General features: G+C 42.5%; 22 protein-coding genes. 6 read left to right on the forward strand and 16 right to left on the reverse strand.

The genetic code is table 11. The features are described 5' to 3' along the window. Positions 1-71: 71 nt before the first annotated feature. The 6 genes from LI112_RS00965 to LI112_RS00990 all read right to left on the reverse strand — a co-directional run bounded on the left by LI112_RS00965 (position 72) and on the right by LI112_RS00990 (position 7,596). Positions 72-1,079: an ABC transporter permease gene (locus tag LI112_RS00965; protein ID WP_005427992.1), complete on the reverse strand. Its 1,008-nt coding sequence runs from the start codon at positions 1,077-1,079 to the stop codon at positions 72-74. Positions 1,080-1,081: 2 nt separating this feature from the next. Then, positions 1,082-2,611: a sugar ABC transporter ATP-binding protein gene (locus LI112_RS00970; protein ID WP_005427993.1), complete on the reverse strand. Its 1,530-nt coding sequence runs from the start codon at positions 2,609-2,611 to the stop codon at positions 1,082-1,084. 231 nt (positions 2,612-2,842) lie between these two features. Then, positions 2,843-3,853: a zinc-binding dehydrogenase gene (locus LI112_RS00975; protein ID WP_227190098.1), complete on the reverse strand. Its 1,011-nt coding sequence runs from the start codon at positions 3,851-3,853 to the stop codon at positions 2,843-2,845. A gap of 134 nt (positions 3,854-3,987) precedes the next feature. Next, entirely contained in the window at positions 3,988-5,094 is a 1,107-nt protein-coding gene (locus LI112_RS00980; protein WP_330664033.1) for an RNA-guided endonuclease TnpB family protein, read from the reverse strand. Between the two features lie 372 nt (positions 5,095-5,466). After that, entirely contained in the window at positions 5,467-6,645 is a 1,179-nt protein-coding gene (locus LI112_RS00985; RefSeq protein ID WP_227190099.1) for an ROK family transcriptional regulator, read from the reverse strand. Positions 6,646-6,714: 69 nt separating this feature from the next. Then, complete coding sequence (locus tag LI112_RS00990; protein ID WP_227190100.1) at positions 6,715-7,596, reverse strand: aldose 1-epimerase family protein; 882 nt, start codon at positions 7,594-7,596, stop codon at positions 6,715-6,717. A 190-nt stretch (positions 7,597-7,786) separates the two neighbouring features. Here LI112_RS00990 and arcC point away from each other — a divergent pair, with 190 nt between their 5' ends. Together arcC and eutJ are read left to right on the forward strand one after the other, a co-directional pair. Next, positions 7,787-8,719 (forward strand): carbamate kinase, encoded by a 933-nt coding sequence (gene arcC / locus LI112_RS00995; RefSeq protein ID WP_005427999.1) that lies wholly within the window; start codon positions 7,787-7,789, stop codon positions 8,717-8,719. Positions 8,720-8,734: 15 nt separating this feature from the next. Beyond that, positions 8,735-9,574: an ethanolamine utilization protein EutJ gene (eutJ, locus tag LI112_RS01000; RefSeq protein WP_005428000.1), complete on the forward strand. Its 840-nt coding sequence runs from the start codon at positions 8,735-8,737 to the stop codon at positions 9,572-9,574. A gap of 61 nt (positions 9,575-9,635) precedes the next feature. Here eutJ and nrdD read toward each other — a convergent pair whose 3' ends face one another. Both nrdD and LI112_RS01010 read right to left on the reverse strand, forming a co-directional pair. After that, positions 9,636-11,771: an anaerobic ribonucleoside-triphosphate reductase gene (gene nrdD, locus LI112_RS01005; RefSeq protein ID WP_044926228.1), complete on the reverse strand. Its 2,136-nt coding sequence runs from the start codon at positions 11,769-11,771 to the stop codon at positions 9,636-9,638. Positions 11,772-11,975: 204 nt separating this feature from the next. Further along, positions 11,976-12,683 carry a hypothetical protein gene (locus LI112_RS01010; RefSeq protein ID WP_044926231.1) on the reverse strand — a complete coding sequence of 236 codons (708 nt, stop codon included), beginning with the start codon at positions 12,681-12,683 and terminating at the stop codon, positions 11,976-11,978. A gap of 156 nt (positions 12,684-12,839) precedes the next feature. Between LI112_RS01010 and asnA the strand changes: the two genes are divergently transcribed. After that, positions 12,840-13,847: an aspartate--ammonia ligase gene (gene asnA, locus LI112_RS01015; RefSeq protein WP_005428005.1), complete on the forward strand. Its 1,008-nt coding sequence runs from the start codon at positions 12,840-12,842 to the stop codon at positions 13,845-13,847. A gap of 208 nt (positions 13,848-14,055) precedes the next feature. Beyond that, positions 14,056-14,502: a CBS domain-containing protein gene (locus LI112_RS01020; protein ID WP_022389142.1), complete on the forward strand. Its 447-nt coding sequence runs from the start codon at positions 14,056-14,058 to the stop codon at positions 14,500-14,502. Between the two features lie 24 nt (positions 14,503-14,526). On the opposite strand, the gene LI112_RS01025 is transcribed toward LI112_RS01020, so the two are convergent. The 4 genes from LI112_RS01025 to LI112_RS01040 form a co-directional block, all read right to left on the reverse strand. Beyond that, positions 14,527-15,966 carry a M20 family metallopeptidase gene (locus LI112_RS01025; protein ID WP_227190101.1) on the reverse strand — a complete coding sequence of 480 codons (1,440 nt, stop codon included), beginning with the start codon at positions 15,964-15,966 and terminating at the stop codon, positions 14,527-14,529. 71 nt (positions 15,967-16,037) lie between these two features. Then, complete coding sequence (locus LI112_RS01030; protein ID WP_273701123.1) at positions 16,038-16,814, reverse strand: amino acid ABC transporter ATP-binding protein; 777 nt, start codon at positions 16,812-16,814, stop codon at positions 16,038-16,040. Further along, on the reverse strand, positions 16,798-17,583 hold the full coding sequence (locus tag LI112_RS01035) for an amino acid ABC transporter permease (protein WP_022389139.1): 786 nt from the start codon (positions 17,581-17,583) through the stop codon (positions 16,798-16,800). The genes LI112_RS01030 and LI112_RS01035 overlap by 17 nt, the downstream gene beginning before the upstream one ends. 180 nt (positions 17,584-17,763) lie before the next feature. After that, a complete protein-coding gene (locus tag LI112_RS01040) occupies positions 17,764-18,630 on the reverse strand; it encodes a transporter substrate-binding domain-containing protein (RefSeq protein WP_227190102.1) in 867 nt (288 codons plus the stop codon). Positions 18,631-18,993: 363 nt separating this feature from the next. Between LI112_RS01040 and hydF the strand changes: the two genes are divergently transcribed. After that, a complete protein-coding gene (hydF, locus tag LI112_RS01045; protein ID WP_227190103.1) occupies positions 18,994-20,220 on the forward strand; it encodes a [FeFe] hydrogenase H-cluster maturation GTPase HydF in 1,227 nt (408 codons plus the stop codon). A 246-nt stretch (positions 20,221-20,466) separates the two neighbouring features. Further along, positions 20,467-21,309, forward strand: coding sequence for a diaminopimelate epimerase (gene dapF / locus LI112_RS01050; protein ID WP_117753578.1), 843 nt, complete (start codon positions 20,467-20,469; stop codon positions 21,307-21,309). A 62-nt stretch (positions 21,310-21,371) separates the two neighbouring features. Here the strand turns inward: dapF and aroE are convergent, their stop codons facing one another. From aroE to LI112_RS01070, 4 genes are all read right to left on the reverse strand, one after another. After that, positions 21,372-22,238, reverse strand: a complete 867-nt coding sequence (gene aroE, locus LI112_RS01055) for a shikimate dehydrogenase (protein WP_022389135.1) — start codon at positions 22,236-22,238, stop codon at positions 21,372-21,374. A gap of 483 nt (positions 22,239-22,721) precedes the next feature. After that, positions 22,722-23,522 carry a Cof-type HAD-IIB family hydrolase gene (locus LI112_RS01060; protein WP_227190104.1) on the reverse strand — a complete coding sequence of 267 codons (801 nt, stop codon included), beginning with the start codon at positions 23,520-23,522 and terminating at the stop codon, positions 22,722-22,724. A 146-nt stretch (positions 23,523-23,668) separates the two neighbouring features. Further along, entirely contained in the window at positions 23,669-24,559 is an 891-nt protein-coding gene (locus LI112_RS01065; protein ID WP_334290520.1) for a quinate/shikimate dehydrogenase, read from the reverse strand. A 136-nt stretch (positions 24,560-24,695) separates the two neighbouring features. After that, entirely contained in the window at positions 24,696-26,717 is a 2,022-nt protein-coding gene (locus tag LI112_RS01070; protein ID WP_173908774.1) for an FAD-dependent oxidoreductase, read from the reverse strand. Between the last annotated feature and the right edge of the window lie 28 nt (positions 26,718-26,745).

The following is a 26,745-nucleotide window of genomic DNA, read 5'->3' on the forward strand; positions in this document are numbered from 1 at the left end:
ATATTATAAAGCTCTTTGCTTTATATTCCTGTGTTATTTTATCAAAATATAATATCAAGATTCATTCAAATTTATTTCTTTTTCTTTTTGAAGTTACCGCTGCGGACAACTACATCAAGAAGAACTGCACCAACAACGATCACACCGATGATGATACGCTGGAAGCCAACCTGTGCATGAATAAGGTTCAGACCATTTTCAAGTGTCTGCCATACACCTGCACCTGCGAATGTTCCAAGAAGGATACCGGATCCGCCAAGTGGTGATACACCACCGATAACACCTGCTGCAACACCGTACATTTCGTACATATTACCTGCATCCATGTTACCCATACCAGCCTGTGCACAAAGAACAAATCCAACGACTGCGGAACAGAAACCACTTACCATGTAAGCTTTTGTTGTTGTCTTAACTACATCTACACCAGAAAGTCTTGCTGCATCTACGTTAGAACCGATTGCATAAATGTGACGTCCGGATCTGGTTCTTGCAAGGAAAAACCAGAAAATAAGGAAAACAATAAGTGCAATCCAGAATGTATTAAAGATTCCTGCTGTTTTTCCATAATAGAAAATATTCTGGAATCTGTCTCCGGCCTCTTTACCGATTCCGGATGCGATGTTGTCAGTATTTCTGTTATTATTTACGATGTAAGCAATACCACGAGCTACAAACATGGTTCCCAGTGTTGCGATAAATGGCGGAAGTTTAAATTTACCAACCAGATATCCGTTCACAACACCTACTACCAGTGCCAGAATAATTGTTACGAGAATTGCAACAACCGGGTTCATTCCCTTTGTCATCATGGTTGCTGAGATCATAGCACTCATACCAACAACAGAACCGATCGACAGGTCAATATTACCTGTGATCATTACAAAACTCTGTCCGATACCGATCAGCAGATATTTTGACATTGAACGAAGAAGGTTCTGGATATTAAGAAGTGAAAACACCTTCGGGTTCAGAATACCAAATGCTATATAAATAATAATTAATCCTATGAAGGCGGTTACTACCGTGCCGGCACCCTTCGCCCCCAAAATTTTTGAAAAGCCACTTTTTTTCTTCATGATTATTCCTCCTTGTTGTTCTGGCTTTGAGATCCAAGTTTATTCTCAAAGGATGTTGCATATTTCAGAATGTCATTCTGTGTGGTTTCTTTTGCCATTACCTCACCGGTAATACGTCCGTCACACATAACGATGATCCGGTCTGCCACACCCATAACCTCCGGCATCTCGGAGGAAACAAACATAACAGCGATTCCCTGCTTTTTCAGCTGATTCATCAGCTGATAAATCTCAACCTTGGCACCTACATCAATACCTCTTGTAGGCTCATCAAAAATTACAACTCTTGAATTTCTCGCCAGCCATTTACCAACAACGACCTTCTGCTGATTACCACCGGATAACGTTCCGGCATCAACATCCAGATTCGGAGTTTTGATCGTGAGGTCTGCTACAGCCTTGTCACAGAGTTCTTCTTCAACTTTTGTATTGATCACTCCGCCTTTTCCACAGATAAGATCAAGGTTTGGAAGTGCAATATTATGACGGATACTGAGTTTTGTACATAATCCGTCTTTCTTTCTGTCTTCCGGAGCAAGTACAACACCTGCTTTGATAGCATCCATCGGATTGTTGATCGTAATTTCTTTACCATCCAGGATCAGTGTTCCTGATTCTTTCGGATCAACACCGAAGATAGCTCTTGTTGTTTCTGTACGTCCGGCACCCATAAGTCCGGCAAATCCAACGATCTCACCTTCATACAGCGAGAAATTGATATCTCTTACCAGGCGTCCTGCGTTCAGGTTCTTGACCTCGAATACTTTCTTGCCTTTCTCGCACTCAACATGAGGGAATTTCTCTTTGATCTCACGGCCAACCATGTTGGCAATGATCTCATCCATTGTAAAGTCTGTGAAATTACCTTCTGTTATGTAGTGACCATCTCGCATGATCGTAACTCTGTCTGTAATATGTGCAAGCTCTTCCAGACGATGTGAAATATATACGATTCCGCATCCCTGGCTTTTCAGCTTACGGATAATATTAAACAGTTCATCGATCTCACGGGATGTAAGTGCCGATGTAGGCTCATCCATGATCAGGATTTTTGCATTGATTGAAAGTGCTTTTGCAATCTCAATCATCTGCTGTTTGGAAACCGGAAGTTCTCCAACGATCTCATCCGGACTGATATCTACTCCAAGTTCTCCAAGATATTTTCTTGCGATATCTTCCATATTGGAGTTATTTAACACGAAGCCCTTACGTTCTTCTCGTCCAAGGAACATATTCTGTGCTACTGTAAGATCCTTACACATATTCAGTTCCTGATGGATAATCGCAACTCCGGCCTCTCGCGCCGAGCTCGGTGTAAGTGATTCATAATCTTTACCAAATATCTTCAAACTTCCCTGATCCAGAGAATATACACCACTCAAAATTTTCATCAGTGTTGATTTACCTGCACCGTTTTCACCTAACAGTGCCATAACCTCACCGGCACGAAGATTAAATTTAACATCATCAAGTGCCTTAACACCCGGAAACTCTTTCGTAATGTGTTCCATGGAAACAATTACATCTCCCATATCTTCACCCTGCTTTCCGAAATACTTCTCTCTCTTGTTTATGTATTTATTATACACAGAGGTGTTTGTGCAAAAAAGGGGGGCAAAATATTGTTTTGAGATGGTAAATTATTTATTTTGTATAAATTATCGTAATTCCATCACCCGTTATTTGTTATTTTATATAATACTATTCCGTTTTCCTCGTCTGTAAAGTGTTAAAAAGTACAGCAATCAGTACAAGGGCGCCTTCTATTCGTTCACCATAATCGCTTTAACCGCTTTATCTTTCTCCGCAAGATACTGAGCCATTGCTGTTGGAAGATCCTCCAGTTTGAATCGATGCGAGATCAGTGATTTCACATCGACCATACCTGCTTCCAGAAGATCGATACATCTTGGGAAATACAATGCCGGGATCGCATTGGATCCGATAATGGAAATTTTTCTGAGATGTACAATATTTGAATCAAACGTTGCCTTTGCCCTGTCGCCATATCCGATTCCAAGAAATGCAACTTTGCCTCCCGGGTTGGTAACTCTTGTTGCAAGGTCAATCGTACTCGGCGGTGAAGTTACAAGAACTTTATCCACGCCACCTCGTGGGAATGGATATTTTTCAAGATTTTCTTTATCTGTAAAGATCACATCATCAGCACCAAATTTGCAGGCCAGATCTACACGCGCTTTACTTCCGGAATGCTGTGCTACATATATATAGCGTGCACCACTCTTCTTGGCCATCTGCATTGCCATAAGTCCGATCGGACCTGCACCCAGAAGAAGAACATCATCATTCAGATGAATATCTGCTGTCAGGATAAGGTCTGCTGCAACTCCCATTGGTTCCAGGATACACGCTTCCTCAAAAGAAAGATCTCGGATATTTACAACCAGATTTGCAGGTACAATCGTTCTCTCTGCAAATCCCATGGTATCTCCTTTTTTACGTTTCATATAATCCGTACAGTCTGTACAAAGATCCGGTCTTCCATTCAGGGCAGCATCGGAAAATGGATTGAATGTTGAAGTTTCGATTGCCACACGATCACCTACCGCAACATTCTGTACCTCTGCTCCTATTTTGGTTACAATTCCCGCAAATTCATGGCCAAACGGCTCCCACTCAGTTGCTGCATAATTTGCCAGAATATTATCATGCCCACAGAAACCACAAGCTTTGACAGCGACTTCCACCTCGTTTCTGTCAGGTTCTCTTAACTCTACATCTCTGACTTCAAACTGATATTTCGCCTGTGACATGCTCCCACCACTTAAATCTCTGATTTTGAAGTGGGGCTTCTTGCTCAATGGCTCTACTGAGCCAAGTATCTACAAGCTATCCTCGCGTGCCCCGCGATTTTTATTAGTCCGGTTACGGACTTTTTATTGTGCTGTCATGCACATTCTGCAAAGATTCTTTTTCCCTCATTCATGATGTTAACTGCTGCATTTACATCACGGTCCATTCTGTTACCGCATTCACAGTAATAAATCCTATCAGATAAAGACAATTCTTCTTTTTTCTTTCCGCATACACTGCAAATCTTACTGGATGCAAAATAACGGTCTACTTTGATCAGATATTTTCCTCGTTCCTCCAGTTTATATTCCAGCATAGACAGAAACAGGCCATATCCATTATCATGCACGCCTTTTCCAAAATGAAATCCTCCTGCCATCCCTTTCAGATTCAGGTCTTCCACGCATACTGCATCGTAGCTCTCGGCAAGACTGGTACTGAGTTTATGCTGAAAATCTTTTCTCTGATTTCGGATCTTTTCATGGCACAATGCAACTCGTTTCTTCTGTTTTTTATAATTCTGACTGCCTTTCTGACATCTGGACAGCTTTCTCTGTTCCCGTACAAGCTTTTTCTCTGCGTGCCGATAGAACATCGGGTATTTGGCTCTTTCATTAGTAGAAAACACACACATCCCCTGCATGGCAAAATCAATCCCGATAAATTTTTCTGCTGGTCCTTTTTCTGCTGTTTGGTTTTCACAGTAAAATAAAAGACTGGCAAAATATTTTCCGGAGGGCTCCCTTCTGACTGTCACAGATTTCAGTTTCCATTTTTCTGATATTGGACGGTGAAGCTTTATTCTGACAGCTGCCATCTTAGGCAGTTTCAAATATTTTCCTTCCAGAAAGATATTTCCGTTCACTACGTTTGTTGTATAAGATTTTCTTGCTGACTTCTTTGATTTGAAACGTGGAAATCCTACCGATGGTTCGCGGAAAAACTTACGAAATGCACTTTCCAGATGCATCTGTACATTTGCTAATGCCAATGAATCCACCTCTTTCAGCCAGGGATATTCTTTCTTGTAACTGGCTGGTGTGTTCCTTAACATCTTTTTTTCTTTTTTATAATGTTCCATTTTGTCAGCAAGCATACAGTTATAGATAAATCGGCTGCAGCCGATTGTTTTTTCTATTTGCACACGTTGTTCTGCATTTGGATAGATTCTTATTTTTACTGCCCGATTTATTTTCCTCACCTTATTCCTACATATGAATGATTTCAATCATCGTTTTTTCGAACAATATGTTCTCTTTTTATTATTATAATACAATCCCAACATGCGAACAAGTGTTTTCTTTTTTGTTTATAAAATTCTTTTGAGCATTTATGCTCAGATCTACAATTCATCTCCCACCTATAGAGGAAGGAGAATTCTTGCTATGTTATGTTAAAAAGTCCTACTCCATAATGATATTCTCTTGCCGGTTTTAAAACATCGTTTAAATTTACTAACATGAATAATCCCCCTTTAATTTTTAATAGTTCTTTTAAAGAACTATTATCTTTTAAATTTACTCACCGACATATATCGGTGAGTTTATTGGTGTATATTTTTACAAAGAAAAATTTACACAAAAAACTGTAATTCCCCCTTGAAAATACTGTTTACTACCAAAGCTGCCGCACCAACCAGCTGTGCCTGCTTGCCGAAATAAGCCTTCTTGACCGGAATATTCCATCCATCCTGTGCGATCTTACGGTCATTGATCAGTATCTCCAGTTTCTTTACGTAATCCTCCGGCCAATCTATTCCATCATATCCAAGTACGATCATCTCCGGCTGGAGCATATTGATAATGCTTACCAGTCCTGCACTGATATCCTGAATCATTTCTTCCAGAATATCCTCAACTTCCGGTCTGTCATGAATCTTAAAGTAATCCGCATAAGACAGATTCAGCCCGGTTATTTTTTTCAGTTTTTCTCTGACCACATAACTGCTCGCATACATTTCCAGACAACCTCTGTTTCCGCAGGAACACTGCAGTCCTTTACAGTTAATGCTGACATGACCAAGCTCTGTTTCAAATCCTCTGTGACTGTGAAAAACCTCTCCTCCACATACAAAGCCGGAACCAATACCATTGGACACAGCAAGAAGAAGGAAATCCTGTTCCGCCTTGCCGATTCCAAACAGTTTTTCTGCCAGTGCTGCACAGTTGTTATCATGGTCAAAATAAACCGGAAGATTATATTTCTTCTGGATTGCTTCTTTGATCGGGACATGCTTAACTCCATAAAATCGCGGTGGATTCAGAATAATTCCGTTGCGGATATCTACCGGCCCGATAGAAGCAATGCCAATTCCCAGAATATTTTTCTCCTCTTCCATCATCCGGTCAATCAGTTCAAAAGCATTCTGAATCAGAATATCCCCTGTCAGCTCGCCAAATTCTATGGTCTCTGTGCGGAATATCTGCATGTCCAGGCTGCAGAGTACAGCCTGGATATTTGTTCGGAAAACAAGAATTCCTATGATCTTCGGGGCCTGATCAGCAACTTTGAGAATGATCGGATTCCTGCCGCAGACTTCTGTAAGCTCTTCCTCACATTCCTTTACAATTCCCTTCTCCATGAACTCTGCCACAATATTGGTCACTGTGGTTTTGGCAAGGCCAGTCCTCCTCGAAAGTTCAATTCTCGTATTACAGGTTCCCGTAGCGATCAACTGAAAGATCAGTCCTCTGTTGAACTGTTTGGATGTTATGCTGTTCTTGCCATTTCCTTTTTTCATGTTTACCTGCATGATCATTTTCCCCTTCAAATCATGATATGATGCCAGGGCAGGATCCCCGGCCATTAAATACATGGAGTATTATTTTTCTTTGATCGTAATACTCCATGTATTGGTATATTCCTGTCCACTTTCAAGCGAAAGCAGATCTGCCTGTTTTTCCAGATCCTCGACTACATTTTTGCGTGAAGGAAGCGAACTCCACGGCTCAATACAGACATAATCTACTTCTACATGTGGCCAGTGCCAGATTCCAAGATAATCCATATCCGGAAATGCGACTGTGATCTTTTTGCTGCCTTTTGCACTTTCAAGTGTTACTTCCCTCGGCATTTCTTTCAACACGATTGCATCATCATCGAACAGATTATGCTCCAGATTCAGATAACGGCCTTCTTCCAATGCAAAAGCCTCATCCTCCTCCAGTACGAAACAGTCCTCCGAAAAAAGAATCCTGCGTGGTTTGGGATCTTCGCCAAAATCAATCCTGTAATCCTCAAATTTCAGATTCTTCTCAATCGGAATCTGGAATCCCGGATGTCCGCCGATACCGAAATACATCTTCTTATCATCGGTATTCTTTACCTGATATGTAATTGTGATTTTTTCTCCTTCAAGTTTCCATGTGATATCAAGTGTAAACTCAAAAGGATACTGTTTTCTTGTTTCCGGTGAGCTTACAAGGCGCAGCGTCAGGGAATCTGCTTTCTGCTCAACAAGCTCCATCTCATCATACGGAAGAAATCCGTGAATATCCATATGATAAACGGTATCCTGGTATTTATAGCTTTTTTCTGTCATTCGACCGATATAGGGAAATAGATTCGGCCCTCTGTCTGTCCATGTTGCAGCATCTCCCTGCCACAGGTATTCCTGTCCTTCTGCATCTTTGACAGACTGAAATTCTCCCCCCTTGGAAGAAACCACCAGTGTAAGTTTCTCATTGCTGATCGTATAGTTCATGTCTTCACCCTCCTTGTGTTTTCTCATTATAGCACGTCAAACTTTCAGTTTCTATCTTTTTATAACAATCACCCTTTTATAGTCTGTCTTTTTACCACATTTTATCTTTTTATTGCAATTCCATTCTCATTCTTTTATAATAAGAATTAGATTGTTTTACAGACAAATTGAAAAGAAACGAGGAATCCATATGAGCGAAAAAACTGTCGTTGTTGCTCTTGGTCACAAAGCCCTGGGCGCAACTCTTCCAGAACAGAAACAGGCTACCAAGGCCGCTGCAAAAGCCATTGCAGATCTTGTAGAGGATGGTGCACACGTTGTCATCTCCCACAGCAACGGACCTCAGGTCGGCATGATCCATACAGCTATGAACGAATTCGGTAAGGCACATCCTGATTATACCTTTGCGCCAATGTCTGTATGTTCTGCCATGAGTCAGGGATATATCGGATATGATCTTCAGAATGCAATCCGTGCAGAACTGATCTCCAGAGGAATCTACAAACCGGTCGCAACGATTCTCACCCAGGTTGTGATCGATCCTTATGATGAAGCTTTCGGGGAACCAGAGAAAATCATTGGACGTATTCTTACTTCTGAAGAGGCAGAAGCAGAGGAGGACAAGGGAAACTTTGTTACAGAAGTTGGAAATGGCGAATATCGCAGAATCCTTGCAGCCCCGAAGCCACAGAAAATCGTGGAACTTGAAACGATCCGTACTCTTGCAGATGCAGGACAGGTCGTGATCGCAGCCGGCGGCGGCGGAATCCCGGTCATGGAACAGGGAATCGATCTCCATGGTGCAAGTGCTATCATTGAAAAAGACTTTGCAAGTGAGCTTCTCGCAGAGGAATTAAATGCAGATACGCTTCTGATCCTCACCAGCGTTGAGAAAGTCAGCCTGAATAAAGATACTGACAAAGAAACTTATCTGGACACTGTTTCTGTTGCAGATGCCCGCAAATACATTGATGAGAATCAGTTTACAGCAGGCTCCATGCTTCCGAAGATCGAAGCTGCGGTCGCATTTGCAGAAAAAGGCAATGGACATCGCACCATCATCACAGATATTGCTCATGCAAAAGATGGCTACAAAGAAAAGACTGGTACTATCATTAAATAATTGGAGCATTCTTAAATGGAAATAAAAAACAGAACTTTATCGAATTTTGCAGAACTGGTACGAACCGGAGAATGCAAGAAATTCAGAGGCCGTCTGAAGGTCGGTGTGGATCTCGGTACTGCCAATACGGTCCTTGCGGTTGTTGACAGCACAAACAGACCGATTGCAGGTGTCTCCGCACCTTCTCATGCAATTCGTGACGGTGTGATCGTAAACTATTATGAATCCGTTCAGCTTGTCACAAAGCTGAAAGCAGAGCTCGAGGAAAAACTTGGCACCGAGCTCCCCTATGCTGCTGCTGCCATCCCTCCGGGAGTTTCCGAAGGCAGTGTCAAAAGCATCGGCTATGTACTGGAAGGTGCCGGGTTCGAAGTGATGAATATCGTAGATGAGCCGACTGCTGCCGCTGCTGTCCTCAAGATCACAGACGGTGCAGTTGTTGATGTCGGCGGCGGCACAACCGGTATCAGCATCCTCAAAGATGGCAAAGTCATCTACACCGATGATGAAGCAACCGGTGGAAGTCATATGACCATGACAGTTGCCGGGCATTATAAGATTCCTTATGAAGAAGCAGAAGTTCTAAAGACTACTCCTGAGAAAGAGGATGAAATCTTCCCGGTCGTCAAGGCTACCATAGAGAAAATGGCAACCATCACTGAGAAATTTCTCAATGGTTATCAGGTGCCTGCAGTTTATGTTGTAGGTGGCTCCGCAAGCTTCAGGGAATTCACAAATGTATTCGAGAAGAAGCTGAAATTACCGGTATATCGTCCGGTTCATCCACTTCTTGTAACTCCACTCGGAATCGCATATAATTGCGAATTGCCGCCAGTTACACCGAAGAAAAAATAATAATTCTGCAAAAAATTGCCGGTACACTATGATGTACCGGCTGTTTTATTATTTTTCTGATTTACATTGATTTACGTTCTGCAATCTCTGCCATCTTTGCTTCGTTCAGTCGTGTATCACCATGGACACGGCTGTAAGAAAGATATCCATTCATTCGGTCAATCTTGGTCAGGTTATGCGAACCGCATACCGGGCACACATCCATCTCCAGTTCCTGGTGACCGCAGTCATCACAGTATGCCAGAGAAAGATTGACACCTTCATAATATCCCAGATTCATTGCTCTGCGGATCAGAGTACGGATGGCTTCTTTATTATAGCCAATCGGATAACGTACATACTGGATCTTACCACCATTACAGAGTTCCCAGAATCGTCCCTCCAGATCCTGTTTCTCAATCGGAGTTACATCCTCTGTTACATGGCAGTGGAAGCTGTTGCTGACATACGGTCTGTCAGAAACACCCTCAACAATTCCGTACATCTTACGGAACTGTTCTACCTGCAGACCGCAGAGACTCTCTGCCGGTGTACCGTAGATTGCATACAGATATCCATCTTCCTGCTTAAACTGGTTTACTTTATCATTGATGTATTTCAGAACTTCCAGGGCAAACTGTCCATCTTCACGGATTGACTTACCATTATAAAGCTCCTGCAGTTCATTCAGTGCTGTAATACCAAAAGAAGCTGTCATTGGCTTCAAAAGCTTGCCGATCTTTTCATTTGGTTTCAGATGACCGCCATAGAAACCGCCCTCGCAGTATGCCAGTGGGTTCGTGGAAGCACGCATCTGTCCCAGGTATTCATAAGTACGGATATGCAGATTACGGATCATCTGCAGATAGAAATCCAGCACCTCATAGAAATCTCTGCTCTCGGCTCTTGCTTTCGCCAGGATCATTGGAAGATGAAGGCTGACTGCACCGATATTGAAACGTCCGACAAATACCGGTGTATCTTTATCATCTGCCGGATACATACCGCCGCGTTCATACCACGGACTTAAGAATGCACGGCACCCCATTGGGCTGATAACTTTGCCATACTGTTTATACATGCTGGCGATATAACCCTTGCCTGTCAGAGACAGCCAGTCCGGATACATCGTCTTTGCTGAACAATCCACACCGGCTTCAAAAATATCTTCACATGGTTTTCCAGGTCCATGAAGATTTTCATCATAAAGAAATACGATCTTCGGGAACAGTACCGGTTTCTTGTGCCCCTTCTTACCCTGTCCGCCTTTGTGGACCTCCAGAAGAGAAATATTACACATCTTCTCAAACTGTCCGGTTCCAAGTCCCAATGTAACTGTAACGAACGGATAATCTCCACGGGAAGAACCTACTGTATTGAGTTTGTACTCAATTCCCTGCCATCCCTGGTCAAAATCACGTCTTACTTTATCCAACGCATATTCGATTGCTTTTTCCTCTCTGCCGTTCCAGTTCTCATCCGCATATTTCAGAAATTCACTGATATATTTATCATAACTCTTCTGTGCATATGGTCCAAGGATCTTGTCAACTTCCGGTACGGTAAAACCGCCATACTGCTGTGCCGCAGTACTCAGGATAATATCTCCCATAACATCAAATGCAGTATCCAGTGTCTTCGGCTCATTGTACCAGACATTACCCATCTCAAATCCGCCTTTTAATACGGAGCCAACGTCAAACAGACAGCAGTTCATCGTATCCAGACGTGCTGACTGGTCATGAATATAAATATATCCATCCTTACATGCCTGCAGCTCGTTGCGGTTCATAAAAAACTTACGATACAGTTCCTTATTCAATTCATTAAAGATCAGGCTTCGTTTCGTAGCCACCAGCGCACTGTCGGTATTCGCATTGCTCTTGTCTCCGATGTAACGGATTGCCTGGCTCTTTGTATATACGTCATCCATCATGTGGATAAAATCAAGTTTATAATTACGATAATCACGATAGCTCTTGGCAACTGCCGGATTCACACGCTCCAGAGCTCCTTCAACGATATTATGCATCTCCTGGATCTCAATCTCATTTTTTCCAAGAGAATCTGCATGCTCCTGTGCAAAACGACAGATAAAATCTTTTTCTTCTGGTGAAAATTTATAAAGGATTCGTGCGGCAGATTTGTTTACTGCTTTCACGATCTTCTGCGGATCAAATTCTTCTCTTGTTCCGTCTTTCTTAATTACATAAATCATACCTTGTCTCTCCTGTTTGCTACTGTTTGTAGGGTTTTTCACTGTTTGCGTCGTCCTGAGCGGCGATACTTCCCCTATCGCATTCTCCCCATATATTGTGTTGCATATGAGAGTATAACACAATATCATGTGAAATAAAAGGGGGAATTTCATTTTTTATTGTCTGAAATCTTCCCCCGAAAATCCATTATTAAACTAATATTTTTAATCTTCCCACTCCATCAGATAAACACTGTCGAAGTCACTCTCTTCGGATTCTACCTGAATCGTGTCACCTTCTTCAAATGTCAGAAACAGTGTATCCTCACCATCTTTGAGTGTATATTGTTCGTTGTCTGCTTTCTTTCTGGTAACAGTAAGTGTCACTTCGGCGCTGGAAGTAAAAACGCCATATTTTCCTGCTTCAAACTGGACACCAGCCTGTGCCGGTCCATATCCTGCGCCGATCGAATAATCCTTGTATCCCTGCTCATCATCCCAGCTGTAAAAATATGTACCCGGATCTGTGGTCTCAGCGGTATCTGTCTGTATCTCACTGCTATTCTCAACCTCAGACTGAATTGCTTCTTTTATGACACCACCCAGATCTTCAGCCAGTGGTGCAACTGCTGCAAGAATAATAATGATCACCCAAAGTATCCCAAGTTTTGAATGCTTCTTAGTTTTTGCAGGCCGGATTTTTTCTCTGCCAGAGGATGTATTCCGATTGCCAGCAGCCTTTCCGGTGCTTCCTTTCCCCAAGGATCCGACTCCCTGTGTCTGCATGATCTTACGGGCCTTATCTGATGCATGTCGATAGTGATCACTCCGGCTCTCATTCAGATGATACAGGATTTCATCATTGCGGTATGGCATACCACACTCTTTACATCGTCCATTTACAACCGTTCCGTCACATAACGGACATTTCATAGACAACACCCCCTTAGTTCAAATCATTTCTCCGATTTCACTTCAAATTGCTGTATTCATTATTGTATCCTTTTTATTGCAATCTTACAAGGTAAAAAAATTGCAATACCGACTTTTTCTTGCTATAATAGTTACATTAAATCTAGGAGGATTATTATGGAACAAATCAAGATTCCTGACGGGTATCATTCAGATCTGAATCTGCATGATACACAGGTTGCAATTAAAACTGTCAAAGACTTTTTCCAGCAGACACTTTCCCAGAAGCTGAATCTTCTCCGTGTTTCTGCTCCTATCTTTGTATCTCCATCCTCAGGTCTGAACGACAATCTTAACGGTGTAGAACGTCCGGTAAGCTTCGACATCAAAGGCCAGGACGAAAATGCTGAGATCGTACATTCCCTTGCCAAATGGAAACGCTATGCGCTGAAGAAATACGGCTTTGCTCATGGCGAGGGCCTTTATACAGATATGGTCGCGATCCGTCGTGATGAAGACCTGGACAACATCCATTCTGTATATGTTGATCAGTGGGACTGGGAAAAGATCATTTCCAAAGAAGAACGTACCATGGAAACTCTGATCAACACAGTCCGCTCTATCTACAGTGTACTCCGCAAAACAGAGAAATACATGGCTGTACAGTATGATTATATTGAAGAGATCCTGCCAAAAGAAATTGCCTTCGTTTCCACCCAGGAACTGGTAGACATGTATCCGGATCTGACTCCAAAGGAAAGAGAATACAAGATCGTCAAAGAAAAAGGCGCTGTATTCCTTATGCAGGTTGGTAAGACTTTGTCCAACGGAGAACGTCATGACGGACGTGCACCGGACTACGATGACTGGGAACTGAACGGAGATATCCTCGTATACTATCCGGTTCTTGACATTGCTCTGGAACTTTCATCCATGGGTATCCGTGTTGACGAAGAAGCACTCGACCGTCAGCTGACAGAAGCCGGATGCGATGACCGCAGAGAACTTCCTTTCCAGAAAGCAATTCTGAATAAAGAACTTCCATACACTATTGGCGGTGGAATTGGCCAGTCCCGTATCTGTATGTTCTTCCTTCGCAAAGCTCATATCGGAGAAGTCCACGTATCCCTGTGGCCGGAATCCATCACCAAAGCAGCCGAAGAAGCCGGAGTAAATTTATTATAAAAGAAGTGAGCAGTAACGTAAATCTGCTGTAAAAGTTACTACTAAGCATTTCTTCTATAGTATGATTTCACCAAATTTTAATAATTGAATTATTGACAGACAGGTACCTTCATACTATCATATCAATAGCAACTGACATAAATTGTTTCAGTAAATATACATCAGCTGTTCACAGCTGCAACATATATGAAAGACCGAGGTACTTACCGTGAATATTTTATTTTTCCTGACACCCAAAAGTGATGTAGCCTATATATTTGAGGACGAGACACTTCGCCAGACTGTAGAGAAGATGGAGCACCGCAAATTCTCCTGTATTCCTCTTCTGAGTATGGATGGCCGTTATACCGGCACGATTTCCGAGGGGGATATTCTATGGGGCATCAGACGACTGAATATCAACAGCACTGACCTGAAGGAAATGGAAAATGTCTCCATCATGGCTATCCCGCGACGCGCCACTTATAAACCGGTACACGCAGATGCTGATATGGAAGACCTTCTGGATCGTGCGATCAATCAGAATTACGTCCCGGTAGTTGATGATCAGGGATATTTCATCGGAATCATCACACGTAAAGAAATCATCAAATACTGTTACAAAGAAATGAAAGAATTAAGTATTCTTCGTAAAAAAGAAGAAGCCGACTCCTGAATGGAGCGGCTTCTTTTTTAATCTTTAATCCGGAATCACCGGAACTGCATCCGCCGGTATCGGGCAGACAAAACCATCTTTTGTTCTCTTTTCAAATTCTGCTCTTGCCTCATCCAAGAGAGATGTATCTTCAATCAGATCAATTGCGGTTGCTGCAATAACTTTTCCTGCGTGGACCGCTGCTTTATGGCCAATCTCTGTGCGGTCACAGGAAACATTCTGCCAACTGTGTCCCGGGCATCCATTCGGCCATGCTGCTACATGGATCTGGGCTGTCGGTGTCAGCCAGCTTACATCTCCAACATCAGTAGAGCCAGCCTTAAAGGCATCCTTCTGATACAACGGTGTAAGGAATCCATTCATTGCATGTCCGTATTCCTTCTGCATCTTCTCCACCTGTTCTTTTGCATTCTCATCATTTTCTGCTGCAACTCCAGGTACACCGTTGGAATCATAAGTCTCAGCCAGTGCATCCGCATATGCATTTTCTTCTTCTGTATATTTCGGCACACCAAGTTCTTCAAAATTCTTGTAGAGAACTCTCTCCAGTGCAAAGTTGCTTACGGTATCTGCAAGACCGTCTATGAATTTCTTTTCATAAGTAGTCTCTGTCATCAGAGCAGCACCCTCTGCGATCTTATCCACACGCTTCTGAAGCTCCACTGCCTCTGCCACATGGTTGGAACGGACCATATAAAGAACGCTTGCACGAGGCTGTACCACGTTCGGGCTGCATCCGCCGGCATCTGTGATCGCATAATGGATACGTGCTTTATCACTCATGTGCTCACGAAGGAACTGCACTCCGATATTCATAAGCTCAACTGCATCAAGAGCACTGCGTCCCCTCTCAGGTGCACCGGCGGCATGTGAAGCAATGCCGGTAAATTTATACTGTGTCTGGATACAGGAATTTGAAGAGCCTGTAGCCACCTCATTTACATCTTCCGGATGCCAGGTAAGTGCTGCATCCAGTTTTTTCCAAAGACCATCACGAGCCATAAATGCTTTTGCAGCACCACCTTCTTCTCCCGGGCATCCGTAAAGGATCACTGTACCAGAAACATCATTCTGTTCCAGATATGCCTTGATTCCAAGAGCAGCTGCAAACGCACCTGCACCAAGAAGATTATGTCCGCATCCATGACCATTTCCACCAGCTTTTTTTTCTTTACGCTCGATAAGGCCACCTTCCTGGGAAAGTCCTGAGAGAGCATCGTACTCTGCAAGAATACCTATATATGGTCGTCCGTGTCCATATGATGCTGCAAACGCAGTCTCAATATTGCAGGTTCCGCGTTCAACATCAAATCCTTCTTTTTCCAGTGCTTCACAGTAGGTTTCCGCGGATTTGAATTCCTGAAGAGAAAGCTCTGCGAATTCCCAGACTTTATCGGCAATGCCAGCGATCAGAGACTTTTTTTCTTCAATTGTCTGCAGTGCAGACTGTTTTTGTGTTGTCATCGTATCGTACCTTCTTTCTATAAAATCAAGAAAAGACAAAGGCAACCAGAGTATTCCGGTCACCTTCATTATTATAATACCTTAGATAAAAATTCCTGCAGACGCGGGTTCGTCGGATTATCAAATATTTCTGTCGGAGTGCCATCTACAAGAAGCTTTCCGTCTGCCATGAAAAGAACACGGTTTCCAACTTCTCGCGCAAATCCCATCTCGTGCGTTACTACAACCATGGTCATACCTTCCTTGGCAAGCTCTTTCATAACATCCAGAACTTCTCCTACCATTTCTGGGTCAAGCGCAGATGTCGGCTCATCAAAGAGCATCACTTCCGGTTCCATCGCAAGTGCTCTTACGATCGCAACACGCTGTTTCTGTCCACCGGAGAGCTGGATCGGATATGCATTTGCACGATCCGCAAGCCCGACACGTTCCAGAAGCTCGAGTGCTTTTTTCTCTGCCTCTTCTTTGGAAACGCCTTTGACTTTCATCGGTGCCAGAGTCATATTGTCCAGAATGGTCATATGCGGAAACAGGTTAAAATGCTGGAAAACCATTCCCATTTTCTGACGAAGTCCATCGATATCAAGTTTTACTGTCTTGCCGGAAGCATCTTTGTATTTCTTCTTGGTGATGTCCACACCGTTAAAAATTATCTCACCGTCTGTCGGCTCTTCCAGAAGATTCAGACTGCGAAGAAATGTGGATTTACCGGAACCGGATGGTCCGATGACTACCATTACGTCGCCTTTGTTGATATCTGCTGTCACACCGTCCAGTGCTTTAATCGCGCCTCTGTGATAATGTTTCTTGAGGTTTTTTACCTGAATCAGACTATCGCTTGTCGCCATGGCTCATTCTCCTTTCGAAATATGCAATCAGTTTGGAGGTTGGGAAGCACAGGCAGAAGTAAATAGCTGTAGCTACCAGCAACGGCTCGATGATAATGAATGTCGCACCTTTGACTGCGTTTACGGCAGACATGATATCCTGTACACCGATGGTGTATGTGATCGCGGATTCCTTGATGATAACAACGAATTCGTTTGCGATCGCCGGAAGGATATTCTTGAGTGCCTGCGGAAGAATGATGTAACGCAGGTTCATAGTCTGAGAAAGTCCAAGGGAACGTGCTGCTTCTGTCTGTCCCTGGTCAATAGACTGAATACCAGCTCGCATGATCTCGCAGAGATATGCGCCTGAGTTCATACCAAGTGCAACAACACCCGGGAAGAAACGATTGAATTTGATAAATCCAAACAGCTGGAATGATGGAAGATCGATCATTCCGAACACACCATAGTAGATGATAAAAATCTGTACCAGTACCGGAGTGGAACGAAGAATCTCTACATAAGCAGTTGCGATAAAAGAAAGGGGATTAAATTTGGACAGCCACACCAGCGGTCCTCCCTCTCTCAGATGTCCATTACGGTCTACTGCCAGAGCACGGAACGGACGGATGTTTGACATACGCATCAGTGCGAGGATCAGAGCAAGAACAAAACCAATCGCTACTGTAAACAGTGACAACAATACAGTTACGAGAAGACCCTGTCGAAACAGCTGTGCATATGGGGCAATTTTGCCAAAATTAGATAATTTAATAAAACTGTCCATATAAACTCCTTTCATTGTATAGTTAATTTTCATATATCATTGCTGAATACTGAACTTAATTACTTAAGTTTAAACAGCAACAATTCCTCCCCATATATATCTGGGGAGGAATCTATGATTTTTGTTTGTGTTGCCTGAAATATCTTATAAAATATTTTTATAAGATATCTTTCTTAAATATTATTCAGCGTCATCTGCTGCATCAGCTTCCGGAACTGCACCGTTCTCGTCCAGTGTTCCTTCATATGTCTGACCTGCTGCAAGCTCTGTTGCATCTGCGATGAATTTGTCCATAGAACCATCATCAAGAGCATCTGCGATTGCTGCATTTACAGCTTTGAGAAGTCCTTCATTTCCTTTGCAAACACCGATTGCAGATCCTTCAGTATCGTATGGTACATCAAAGAGGATTTCAAGATCCGGATAGTTTTTCTGATAGCTTTCTGCTACAGCTGTCTCAATAAATGCACCATCCATTTTACCTGTAAGAAGCTCTGTGATAAGGTCTGTAACCTTTGGAAGTGATACGATGTCTGCATCCGGTGTATTCTCGTTTGCAAGATCAAGCTGGATAGAACCTGTCTGTGCTCCGATAGAGTAATCTTTGTTGTTTGCATCTTCAAGAGATTTGAACTCGTCTGCTTTGTCTTTTACTGATACAAATGACTGTCCGCCTTTGTAATAAAGATCAGAGAATTCCATTGCATCTGCACGAGCCGGGTCAGGTGAAAGACCAGCCATACCAAGGTCTACGTTTTTCTGTGACAGCTCGCTTAATACACCATCAAAGTCCATCGGAACTACTTCCAGTTCCAGTCCCATCTTGTCTGCGATGTATTTAGCCAGATCCATATCAAATCCTGCAAGTGTCGGGTTGCCATCTTCATCGATTGAATAAAATTCATATGGTGCAAAGTCCGGGCTTGTTGCTACTGTAAGTTTACCATCTGTAACAGTTTCTACCTTATCATCAGCCATCGCCGGAACTGCCATGGATACTGCCATAACTGCACCAATCATAATTGCTGTAATTTTCTTTAAGTTCATCTTCTCTTCCTCCTCGATTTTCCTTGAGAATATTTATGCATGAAAATGCATAATTTCTTTTCATTTTTCTTATTGTATCACACTATCCCAAAATTACAAGCAATACTTTCTTTTATAAGTATACAAAATTTTTGACACATTCACAATTTACCTTGTTAGAATGCATAATTTTTTATTTTTAAAGGCTTTTTTATCTTCTAATAGTCCACTTCTTATAACTCTGTTAACACAAAACCCATGGTGTCTGCTTGAATATCCTAATGATATCTCATATAATAGAATCAATCCACTTTTACAATTTATAGCAATAAATTTTTCGTTTTTTGCTGTCTGTCCAGCAGACATCATGAAGGAGGTAATTTTATGGGAATGAATCAGACACCCGCTTCTGAACGGGTACATATCAGTTTTTTCGGAAAAAGGAATGCCGGTAAATCCAGTGTTATCAATGCTGTAACCGGACAGGATCTCGCAATTGTTTCTTCCGTTATGGGAACAACCACCGATCCCGTCTACAAGACCATGGAATTGCTTCCACTTGGCCCGGTCATGGTCATTGATACTCCCGGTATTGATGATAAAGGTGAACTTGGTGCGCTCCGCGTCCGCAAAAGTTATCAGGTTCTGAACAAAACAGATATCGCAATTCTTGTTATCGACAGTACGGCTGGAAAAGGCGAAGAAGAACTTGAACTGATTCACCGTTTTCATAAAAAAGGCATCCCTTATCTGATCGTATATAATAAGATTGATCTGCTTTCTACCGAAAAGATCAAGGATCTTGCCATGTCCGTCCGTGCCGGAGAAGTTCTGGTCAGTGCTTCCGACGGCATGAACATCCAGGAACTGAAAGAAAAAATTGCCTCTCTGAAACCGGAAGACACGCACAAATACCCACTGATCCAGGATCTGATCGAACCCCTCGACCTGGTCATTCTCGTTGTCCCAATCGATAAAGCTGCCCCAAAAGGCCGTCTGATTCTGCCACAGCAGCAGACAATCCGCGATATTCTGGAACGTGGTGCTCTCTCTCTTGTTGTACGAGATACAGAATTAAAAAGTACCCTGGATCATTTTCTTGCACAAGGTGTCTGTCCGAAACTTGTCGTTACAGACAGTCAGGCATTTGCACGTGTTTCAAAAGCTGTGCCGGAAAACATCACCCTGACTTCTTTTTCGATTCTTTTTTCAAGATATAAAGGAGAACTGGAAATTCAGCTGAAAGGTATTGCTGCTCTTTCTTCTATTGAAGATGGTGACCGCATCCTGATTGCAGAAGGATGTACACACCATCGCCAGTGCGGAGATATTGGAACATGCAAGATGCCTGAATGGATTCGAAATTATACCGGAAAGAAGCCTGTTTTTGAATTCACTTCCGGAACAGAGTTTCCGGATGATGTCTCTTCCTATAAAATGGTGGTTCACTGTGGTGGCTGTATGTTAAACGAACGTGAAATGAAGTACCGTATCGCCTGCTGCCAGGATCAGGGTGTACCGATTACCAATTACGGAATCCTGATCGCACAGGTGACAGGTATTCTGAAACGAAGCCTCGGGCCTTTTCCGGAGATGCAGAAATTGATCTGAGACTGCCTTCATAACCAATTTAATTTCTTAATTTTAACGTTTCTGTGCTATACAGTCTCTGCATATTTATGTTATATTTGTAATTGAATTGTAATTTTTTACTCTGGTTTCACAAAACTATAACATTTTTTCGTTATACTAAAACTTCGAAATATAGAATCTGTTTTGGAATTTTCCAAATACGATTAAAAAGGGAAGTACTTTTATCAGGGAGAATATTTATTTGAATGAGGAGGATTTATTTTTATGAAATTTACCAAAATGCATGGAATCGGAAACGATTATGTATATGTAAACTGCTTTGAAGAAACTGTAAGTAATCCGTCTGCTGTCGCAAAATTTGTCAGCGACCGTCACTTCGGAATCGGATCTGACGGACTGATTCTGATCAAGCCATCCGATGTGGCAGACTGTGAAATGGATATGTATAACCTGGACGGCTCTCAGGGTGCCATGTGCGGAAACGGAATTCGCTGTGTGGCAAAATATGCCTACGATTACGGCATTGTAAATAAAACGAATATTTCTGTTGCTACTAAGAGCGGTATTAAATATCTGGACCTGACTCTGGGTGATGATGGAAAAGTTGCTCTTGTTAAGGTTAACATGGGCGCACCAATTCTGACTTCCAGACAGATTCCGGTGGTTTCCACAAAAGAGCAGGTAATCGATGAGCCACTGAATGTTGATGGAACTACTTACCACATCACTGCTGTTTCTATGGGAAATCCACATGCGATCGTATATATGGATGATCTGAAAGATCTGGATATCGAAAAGATCGGACCAAAATTCGAAAATCACATCGCTTTCCCGGACCGTATCAATACGGAATTTGTCAAAGTAATCGACCGCCACACCCTGCAGATGCGCGTATGGGAACGTGGTTCCGGCGAGACACTTGCCTGCGGTACCGGTGCATGTGCAGTTGCTGTTGCTTCTACCCTGAACGGTCTGGTAGATGAAGACAAACCTGTTACTGTCAAACTGCTCGGTGGTGATCTGCAGATTCTCTGGAATCGTCAGGAAAATCTCGTTTACATGACCGGCCCTGCTACAACCGTATTTGATGGGGAAATCTTTTTATAAAAAAGCAAGGGGACTTCGTAAGCCAGTCCCCTTGTTTTTTTATAAAACCATAACTTCTCTTGTCAAGAGAAATATTTCTCTTTAATGATCTCTACAGGCATTTCCTCACCTGTCCATAGTTTGAAGGAAGCAGCTCCCTGGTACAGCAGCATGTACATTCCATTACCGGTCTTGCATCCTGCTTCTTTTGCTTCACGAAGAAGTCTTGTCTCCTGCGGATTATAGATTACATCAAATACAAACAGATCTTTATGGAACATACTTGTATCTGTAATGATCGTTCTGTCTACATTCGGTGCCATACCTACTGAAGTACCATTTACAAGAATCGCACTATCAGCGATGGATGCACGCAGAACCTCCGGATCGGAAAAATCATGCAATGTTACTTTGCACTCTGTGCGCTCATTCAGTTTTGCAACAATCTCTTCTGCTCTTGCGAAGAAGTTATCTCTTACGTTGAATACATTGATCTCAGCAACTCCATCCAGTGCGGCCTGTACCAGAATCGCAGTTGCAGCTCCACCAGCACCGAGAAGAGTCATCTTCTTTCCGATAATATCAACGCCGTCTTCTTTAACAGCTCTCATAAATCCAACACCATCTGTTGTGTATGCTGTCAGAACACCATTGTCATTAACGATGGTATTACATGCTCCTGAAATCTCAGATGCAGGAGATACTTTATCTGCAAGCTTACACATAATGTTCTTGCCTGGCATCGTGATATTCCATCCTCTTGCTCCCATCGTACGAAGTCCCTGTACTGCCTCCGGCATTTTATCTTCCGGTACATCAAATGCAAGATATGTATAATCCAGTCCCAGCTGATCGCATGCTTCATTATGCATTTCCGGGGAAACACTGTGTGCGACCGGGCTTCCAAGTAAACATAATAATCCGGTGTGTCCTGTGATATGTTTCGACATAATCCATTTTCCTTTCCGCGTATCAAAATTTGACGATTTCACTCTCGCCTGAATATAAAAAATATTATACACGATTTAAAGTGATAAAGCAAAGATTATTTTCTGTTTATTTCCTCCATGTTCCAATTTGTTCTAACCTATGCTATACTAAAATAGCTGTCGAACCTCCAGCAGAAAGGAGGTGCACGTTTCATGGAAGAAATACTCGTCACACTTCTTGTCTCCGTGATAGCAAACGTAGTTAGCTACTACATATGCAAATGGCTGAGCGGTAGACGATAGGCAGCAACAGCCTAAACAGAATAGCTCACCTTAACGAGCAAGAAAGCCCTCAGAGTTGCAGCTCTGGGGGCTTTCGTTTTTTGCTTCATGGAATCTCGTCACATTCCTTAGCTACTATTATCATATGCTATTGCTGATAAAAAGTCAACTCCTAACTATCGCAAAACCTCCTGTCATTTTTGACATTTGCCTTAAATCACCTTACAGTAAACTCTTCAACACTTGCAGCACACCGTCTTCCAGATAAGACGGGCAGACTGCTTTGGCTGCTGCCTGTACTTCCTCTCTGGCATTTGCAACTGCATAACTGTATCCGGCATTTTTTAACATTTCAATATCGTTGATATTGTCGCCAAAAGTACAGGTTTCTTCCGGTGAAATTCCCAGATACTCCTGCAAAAAGGCAACCGCTGACTTCTTATCTGCGCCATGTGGTGTACAGTCCATCCATTCCTTTCCCGCACATGCCATATTGACTTTATCTTTCCAGTAAGGCGTAAAAACCGGAGCACATTTTTCTTCACAATGATCTGTATTGTAGATAGCAATCTTCATAATCTGTTCATTTTCAAAGGAAGGTTCCAATAAATCAGGCACTTCTCTTATATCATATCCATAAGAGTCATGTAACCAGCGAAACATTGGTGTTTTCGCATTCTCCGCATAACTGACATCTGGGCTGGAAATAAAATAATCACATCCCGGCATTTCTTTCTTTGCCATTCTCGCCATATTTTTCCAGATTTCAGCAGACAATGTATGAACTTTTAATATTTCCTCCGATGTACGGATCAGAGTACCGCCATCCGAAATAAAAAAGATCCGGTCTTTTACCGGTACAAACAACTGTCTTTCACTGCAGTACTGTCTGCCGGAACATGCCACAAAGTGTATCCCCTTTTCCGTGAGCTTCTTTATCACATCCATATATTCCGGATTGATATCCAGAGTCCCATCTTTTACAAGTGTTCCATCTATATCTGTCACAATAAGTTTTATCATAAGAATTCTCCTCATATCCTATACATTTATTCTTTCATGGCTATCATCACATTTTTCAGGACGAATTTCAATACCTTACGTAAATTTGCATAGAAAAATCCCCCGAAGAATATGTATCATTCTTCGGGGGAGCTGTGGAATCAGAATCAGATTCCAAGTTTTTCTTTCATGTAGTCTACCGGAGTATCTTTTCCAGTGTAAAGTTTTATTGCAATCAGAGCCTGGAACAGCATCATGCTCATACCATTGTAAACTCTTTCACATCCTGCTTCTTTGGCCTGTTTCATCATAACTGTTTCGCGTGGTGCATAAACTGTATCTGTTACGATCAGGTCTTTCTTGAAGAAAGAAGGATCCGGGATATTGGAAAGGTCTTCGAGTGGATGCATTCCTACACCTGTTGCATCACAGAACAGATCTGCTGCATGCATTTTTTCTTTGAGGAGATCATGATCTGCAAGATCGTTCATTGTAGCTTTGCAGTTTGTGTTCTTGTTAATCAGGTCAACGATTTCTTCTCCACGGCTATAGAATTTATCTTTGATGTTGAAGATTTCAATCTCAGCGATTCCGTCAAGAGCTCCGCGTACTGCGATTGCTGTTGCAGCTCCGCCGGTTCCGATCAGGACCATCTTCATTCCTTTAAAATCAATGCCTTCTTCTTTAAGTCCCTGCCAGTATCCCATACCGTCAGTGTTGTAGCCTTTGAGTTTTCCTGTAACCTGTCCGTTTTCATCACGCATGTTTACAACTGTGTTGATGGCACCGCATAATTTGGCAGCTTCATCAACTTCGTCCAGATATTTGTGAACAACTGTTTTGTTCGGCATGGAAATGTTGGAACCAAGCATTTTAAGCGCACGGATACTCTGAACAGCATCTTTCAGGGAATCATTATCTACTTCAAATGCAAGCTGAATAACATCATCGCCGTTTTTGTCATATGCGAGGTTGTGAGTTGTCGGTGACTGTGTGTGACGAATTGGATAAGCCATTAATCCTACTAATTCTGTATGTCCTGTAATGTTTGGCATGATTTTTTCCTCTTTTCTTTTTGAATTAAATCCGCAGATTCGCTATGCAAATCGCTACTTTCTCATGTTTGAGCGGCTTTCAAATTCAAATGCTTCCCCATGCAAGCATGGTTCAGCATTTGTACTTTTAAAGCCTTGGTTATTCAAGTGGCTCTAAGTGCAGATAACCCTGAGATTCAAGTACGTTCAGGATCGCACGACCTTCCATGGTACCTTCCATAATACGGCGGGCACGTACAGAATCACCAATTGTATATACATAAGTTTCTGTATCTTTAAATGCCTCTTCAAGTCCCGGAAGTACCGGATTGTTAGAACGCATTCCAAGGCAGTTGAAGCCAAGATCGAATTCCATATCCTTGATCTGACCATCCGGAAGTTTTACTGTGAATGCATTTTCTTTTACTTCCTGAAGTGCTGTGTTTACATATTCCTTAACACCATACTTATCGTGTGTCTCACGCATGGAACATTTGGTGATCGGATCTGCAAGCATACCGATCTGAGGAAGCATATCGATAATCGTACACTCTGCTCCGCGAGGTGCAAAATATTCAATCACGTCAAGTCCGACAGATCCACCGCCGACTACAACGACTTTTTTGCCCTGACAGGCTTCATCCGGGTATTTTCCTGCATTCAGGTTGTTGATCATATCAAAGATCGTAGCCACATTTCCGGCTTCGATGTTTTCTTTAAGGCCTTTGATCGGAGGTACAAGCGGTACGGAACCAGTTGCATTTACAACGATGTCCGGTTTGAATTGTTTTACTTTCTCAACAGTTGCTTCTGTATTCAGGAAAACATAAAGATTTTTCAGTCTGGCTGCACGAGCTTCCAGATATTTCGGGAAATCTTTCATACGAGTCTTGCTCGGAAGATCCGAAATAAATGTGGAGAGACCTCCAAGGTGATCTTTCTTTTCCAGTACAAATACATTACAGCCAACTTCAGCTGCTGTACATGCAGCTTCCAGACCTGCAGTACCACCTCCTACAACTACGACGTTGCAGTTTTTGTTGACTTTAAGTGCTTTATAAATATCGCCTTCCGGTACAGCCGGGTTGACGGTACAACGGATCGGACGGTTTACGCCGATACGGTTTCCTGCACATCCAACATTACATGAAATACATTTACGAAGAATATCTTCTTCTCCGTTCTCAACTTTCTTGACCCAGTTTGGCTCTGCGATCAGACCACGTCCCATTCCAACGATGTCCACATCACCACTTTCGAGAACTTTCTCGACGATCTTCGGATCACGGTAGTTACCGGCATTGATGACCGGTTTCTTAAATTTGTCTTTTACAGCTCTTGCCATATAAGATCTCCAGCCATCCGGAAGGAAGTTGGAGTCGATCTGATACTGAAGAGACGGATTCAGACCACAGGAAACATCATACATATCTACGAACTCATCCAGATATTCCAGATATTCCAGTGTATCTTCCAGAGTGTTTCCATCCGGTACTCTTTCTTCAGCAGAGATACGAACGATGATCGGGAACCATGGTCCTACATTTTTACGAACCTCTTCGAGTACCATACGTGGAAAACGAAGACGGTTTTCTACAGAACCTCCGAACTCGTCTGTTCTCTTATTATAATAAGGGGAGATGAACTGGCTCATCAGATAGGAATGTCCACAATGGATCTCGATTGCATCAAAACCAATTGCCTGGACACGCTTTGCAGCCTCTCCATATTTTTTAACAGTTGTAAGGATTTCTTCTTTTGTCATCGGACGCGGAACTTCTCCGCCGGCCTTTGTCGGGATGTTTGAAGAAGAAACGGTTTCCATTCCGGTTCTTGCGGAAGAAGCAGATGCTCCGGCATGATTTACCTGAATTGCTACAGTCGCACCATTTTTATGAAGGTTTTCTACGAGTTGATAATAACGTGGCATAAAACTGTCATGGTCGATACGGATCTGACTTGTACCATTAGAGCCTGCCGGATACTCGATGTTGGCATTCTCCAGAATGATAAGACCTGTGCCGCCTTTTGCACGAAGTGAGTAGTAATTCATATGACGGTTACTCATCTCACCGCTTGTTTCACCGTAGTTGGTTCCCATCGGAGTCATTGCAATACGGTTTTTAATAGTCGTTCTTTTAATCGTAATTGGTTCAAAAATCTTTGGGTAATCACTCTTCATGAAATAATCTCCTATTCAATAAAATATG

The organism is Blautia sp. 210820-DFI.6.14 (genome assembly GCF_020558815.1).
Classification (GTDB): domain Bacteria; phylum Bacillota; class Clostridia; order Lachnospirales; family Lachnospiraceae; genus Blautia_A; species Blautia_A obeum.

Excerpts from the sequence above, each read along its gene's own strand:
- LI112_RS01030 (WP_273701123.1), bottom strand. The coding sequence starts at position 16,814 with ATGGCGACAAGCGATAGTCTGATTCAGGTAAAAAACCTCAAGAAACAT.
- arcC (WP_005427999.1), top strand. The coding sequence starts at position 7,787 with ATGAGCGAAAAAACTGTCGTTGTTGCTCTTGGTCACAAAGCCCTGGGC.
- aroE (WP_022389135.1), bottom strand. The coding sequence starts at position 22,238 with ATGTCGAAACATATCACAGGACACACCGGATTATTATGTTTACTTGGA.
- LI112_RS01070 (WP_173908774.1), bottom strand. The coding sequence starts at position 26,717 with ATGAAGAGTGATTACCCAAAGATTTTTGAACCAATTACGATTAAAAGA.
- LI112_RS01035 (WP_022389139.1), bottom strand. The coding sequence starts at position 17,583 with ATGGACAGTTTTATTAAATTATCTAATTTTGGCAAAATTGCCCCATAT.
- dapF (WP_117753578.1), top strand. The coding sequence starts at position 20,467 with ATGAAATTTACCAAAATGCATGGAATCGGAAACGATTATGTATATGTA.
- asnA (WP_005428005.1), top strand. The coding sequence starts at position 12,840 with ATGGAACAAATCAAGATTCCTGACGGGTATCATTCAGATCTGAATCTG.
- LI112_RS01010 (WP_044926231.1), bottom strand. The coding sequence starts at position 12,683 with ATGAAATGTCCGTTATGTGACGGAACGGTTGTAAATGGACGATGTAAA.
- LI112_RS01025 (WP_227190101.1), bottom strand. The coding sequence starts at position 15,966 with ATGACAACACAAAAACAGTCTGCACTGCAGACAATTGAAGAAAAAAAG.
- LI112_RS00970 (WP_005427993.1), bottom strand. The coding sequence starts at position 2,611 with ATGGGAGATGTAATTGTTTCCATGGAACACATTACGAAAGAGTTTCCG.
- nrdD (WP_044926228.1), bottom strand. The coding sequence starts at position 11,771 with ATGATTTATGTAATTAAGAAAGACGGAACAAGAGAAGAATTTGATCCG.
- LI112_RS01060 (WP_227190104.1), bottom strand. The coding sequence starts at position 23,522 with ATGATAAAACTTATTGTGACAGATATAGATGGAACACTTGTAAAAGAT.
- LI112_RS00990 (WP_227190100.1), bottom strand. The coding sequence starts at position 7,596 with ATGAACTATACGATCAGCAATGAGAAACTTACACTGGTGGTTTCTTCC.
- LI112_RS00965 (WP_005427992.1), bottom strand. The coding sequence starts at position 1,079 with ATGAAGAAAAAAAGTGGCTTTTCAAAAATTTTGGGGGCGAAGGGTGCC.
- LI112_RS01040 (WP_227190102.1), bottom strand. The coding sequence starts at position 18,630 with ATGAACTTAAAGAAAATTACAGCAATTATGATTGGTGCAGTTATGGCA.
- hydF (WP_227190103.1), top strand. The coding sequence starts at position 18,994 with ATGGGAATGAATCAGACACCCGCTTCTGAACGGGTACATATCAGTTTT.
- LI112_RS00985 (WP_227190099.1), bottom strand. The coding sequence starts at position 6,645 with ATGCAGGTAAACATGAAAAAAGGAAATGGCAAGAACAGCATAACATCC.
- LI112_RS00975 (WP_227190098.1), bottom strand. The coding sequence starts at position 3,853 with ATGTCACAGGCGAAATATCAGTTTGAAGTCAGAGATGTAGAGTTAAGA.
- eutJ (WP_005428000.1), top strand. The coding sequence starts at position 8,735 with ATGGAAATAAAAAACAGAACTTTATCGAATTTTGCAGAACTGGTACGA.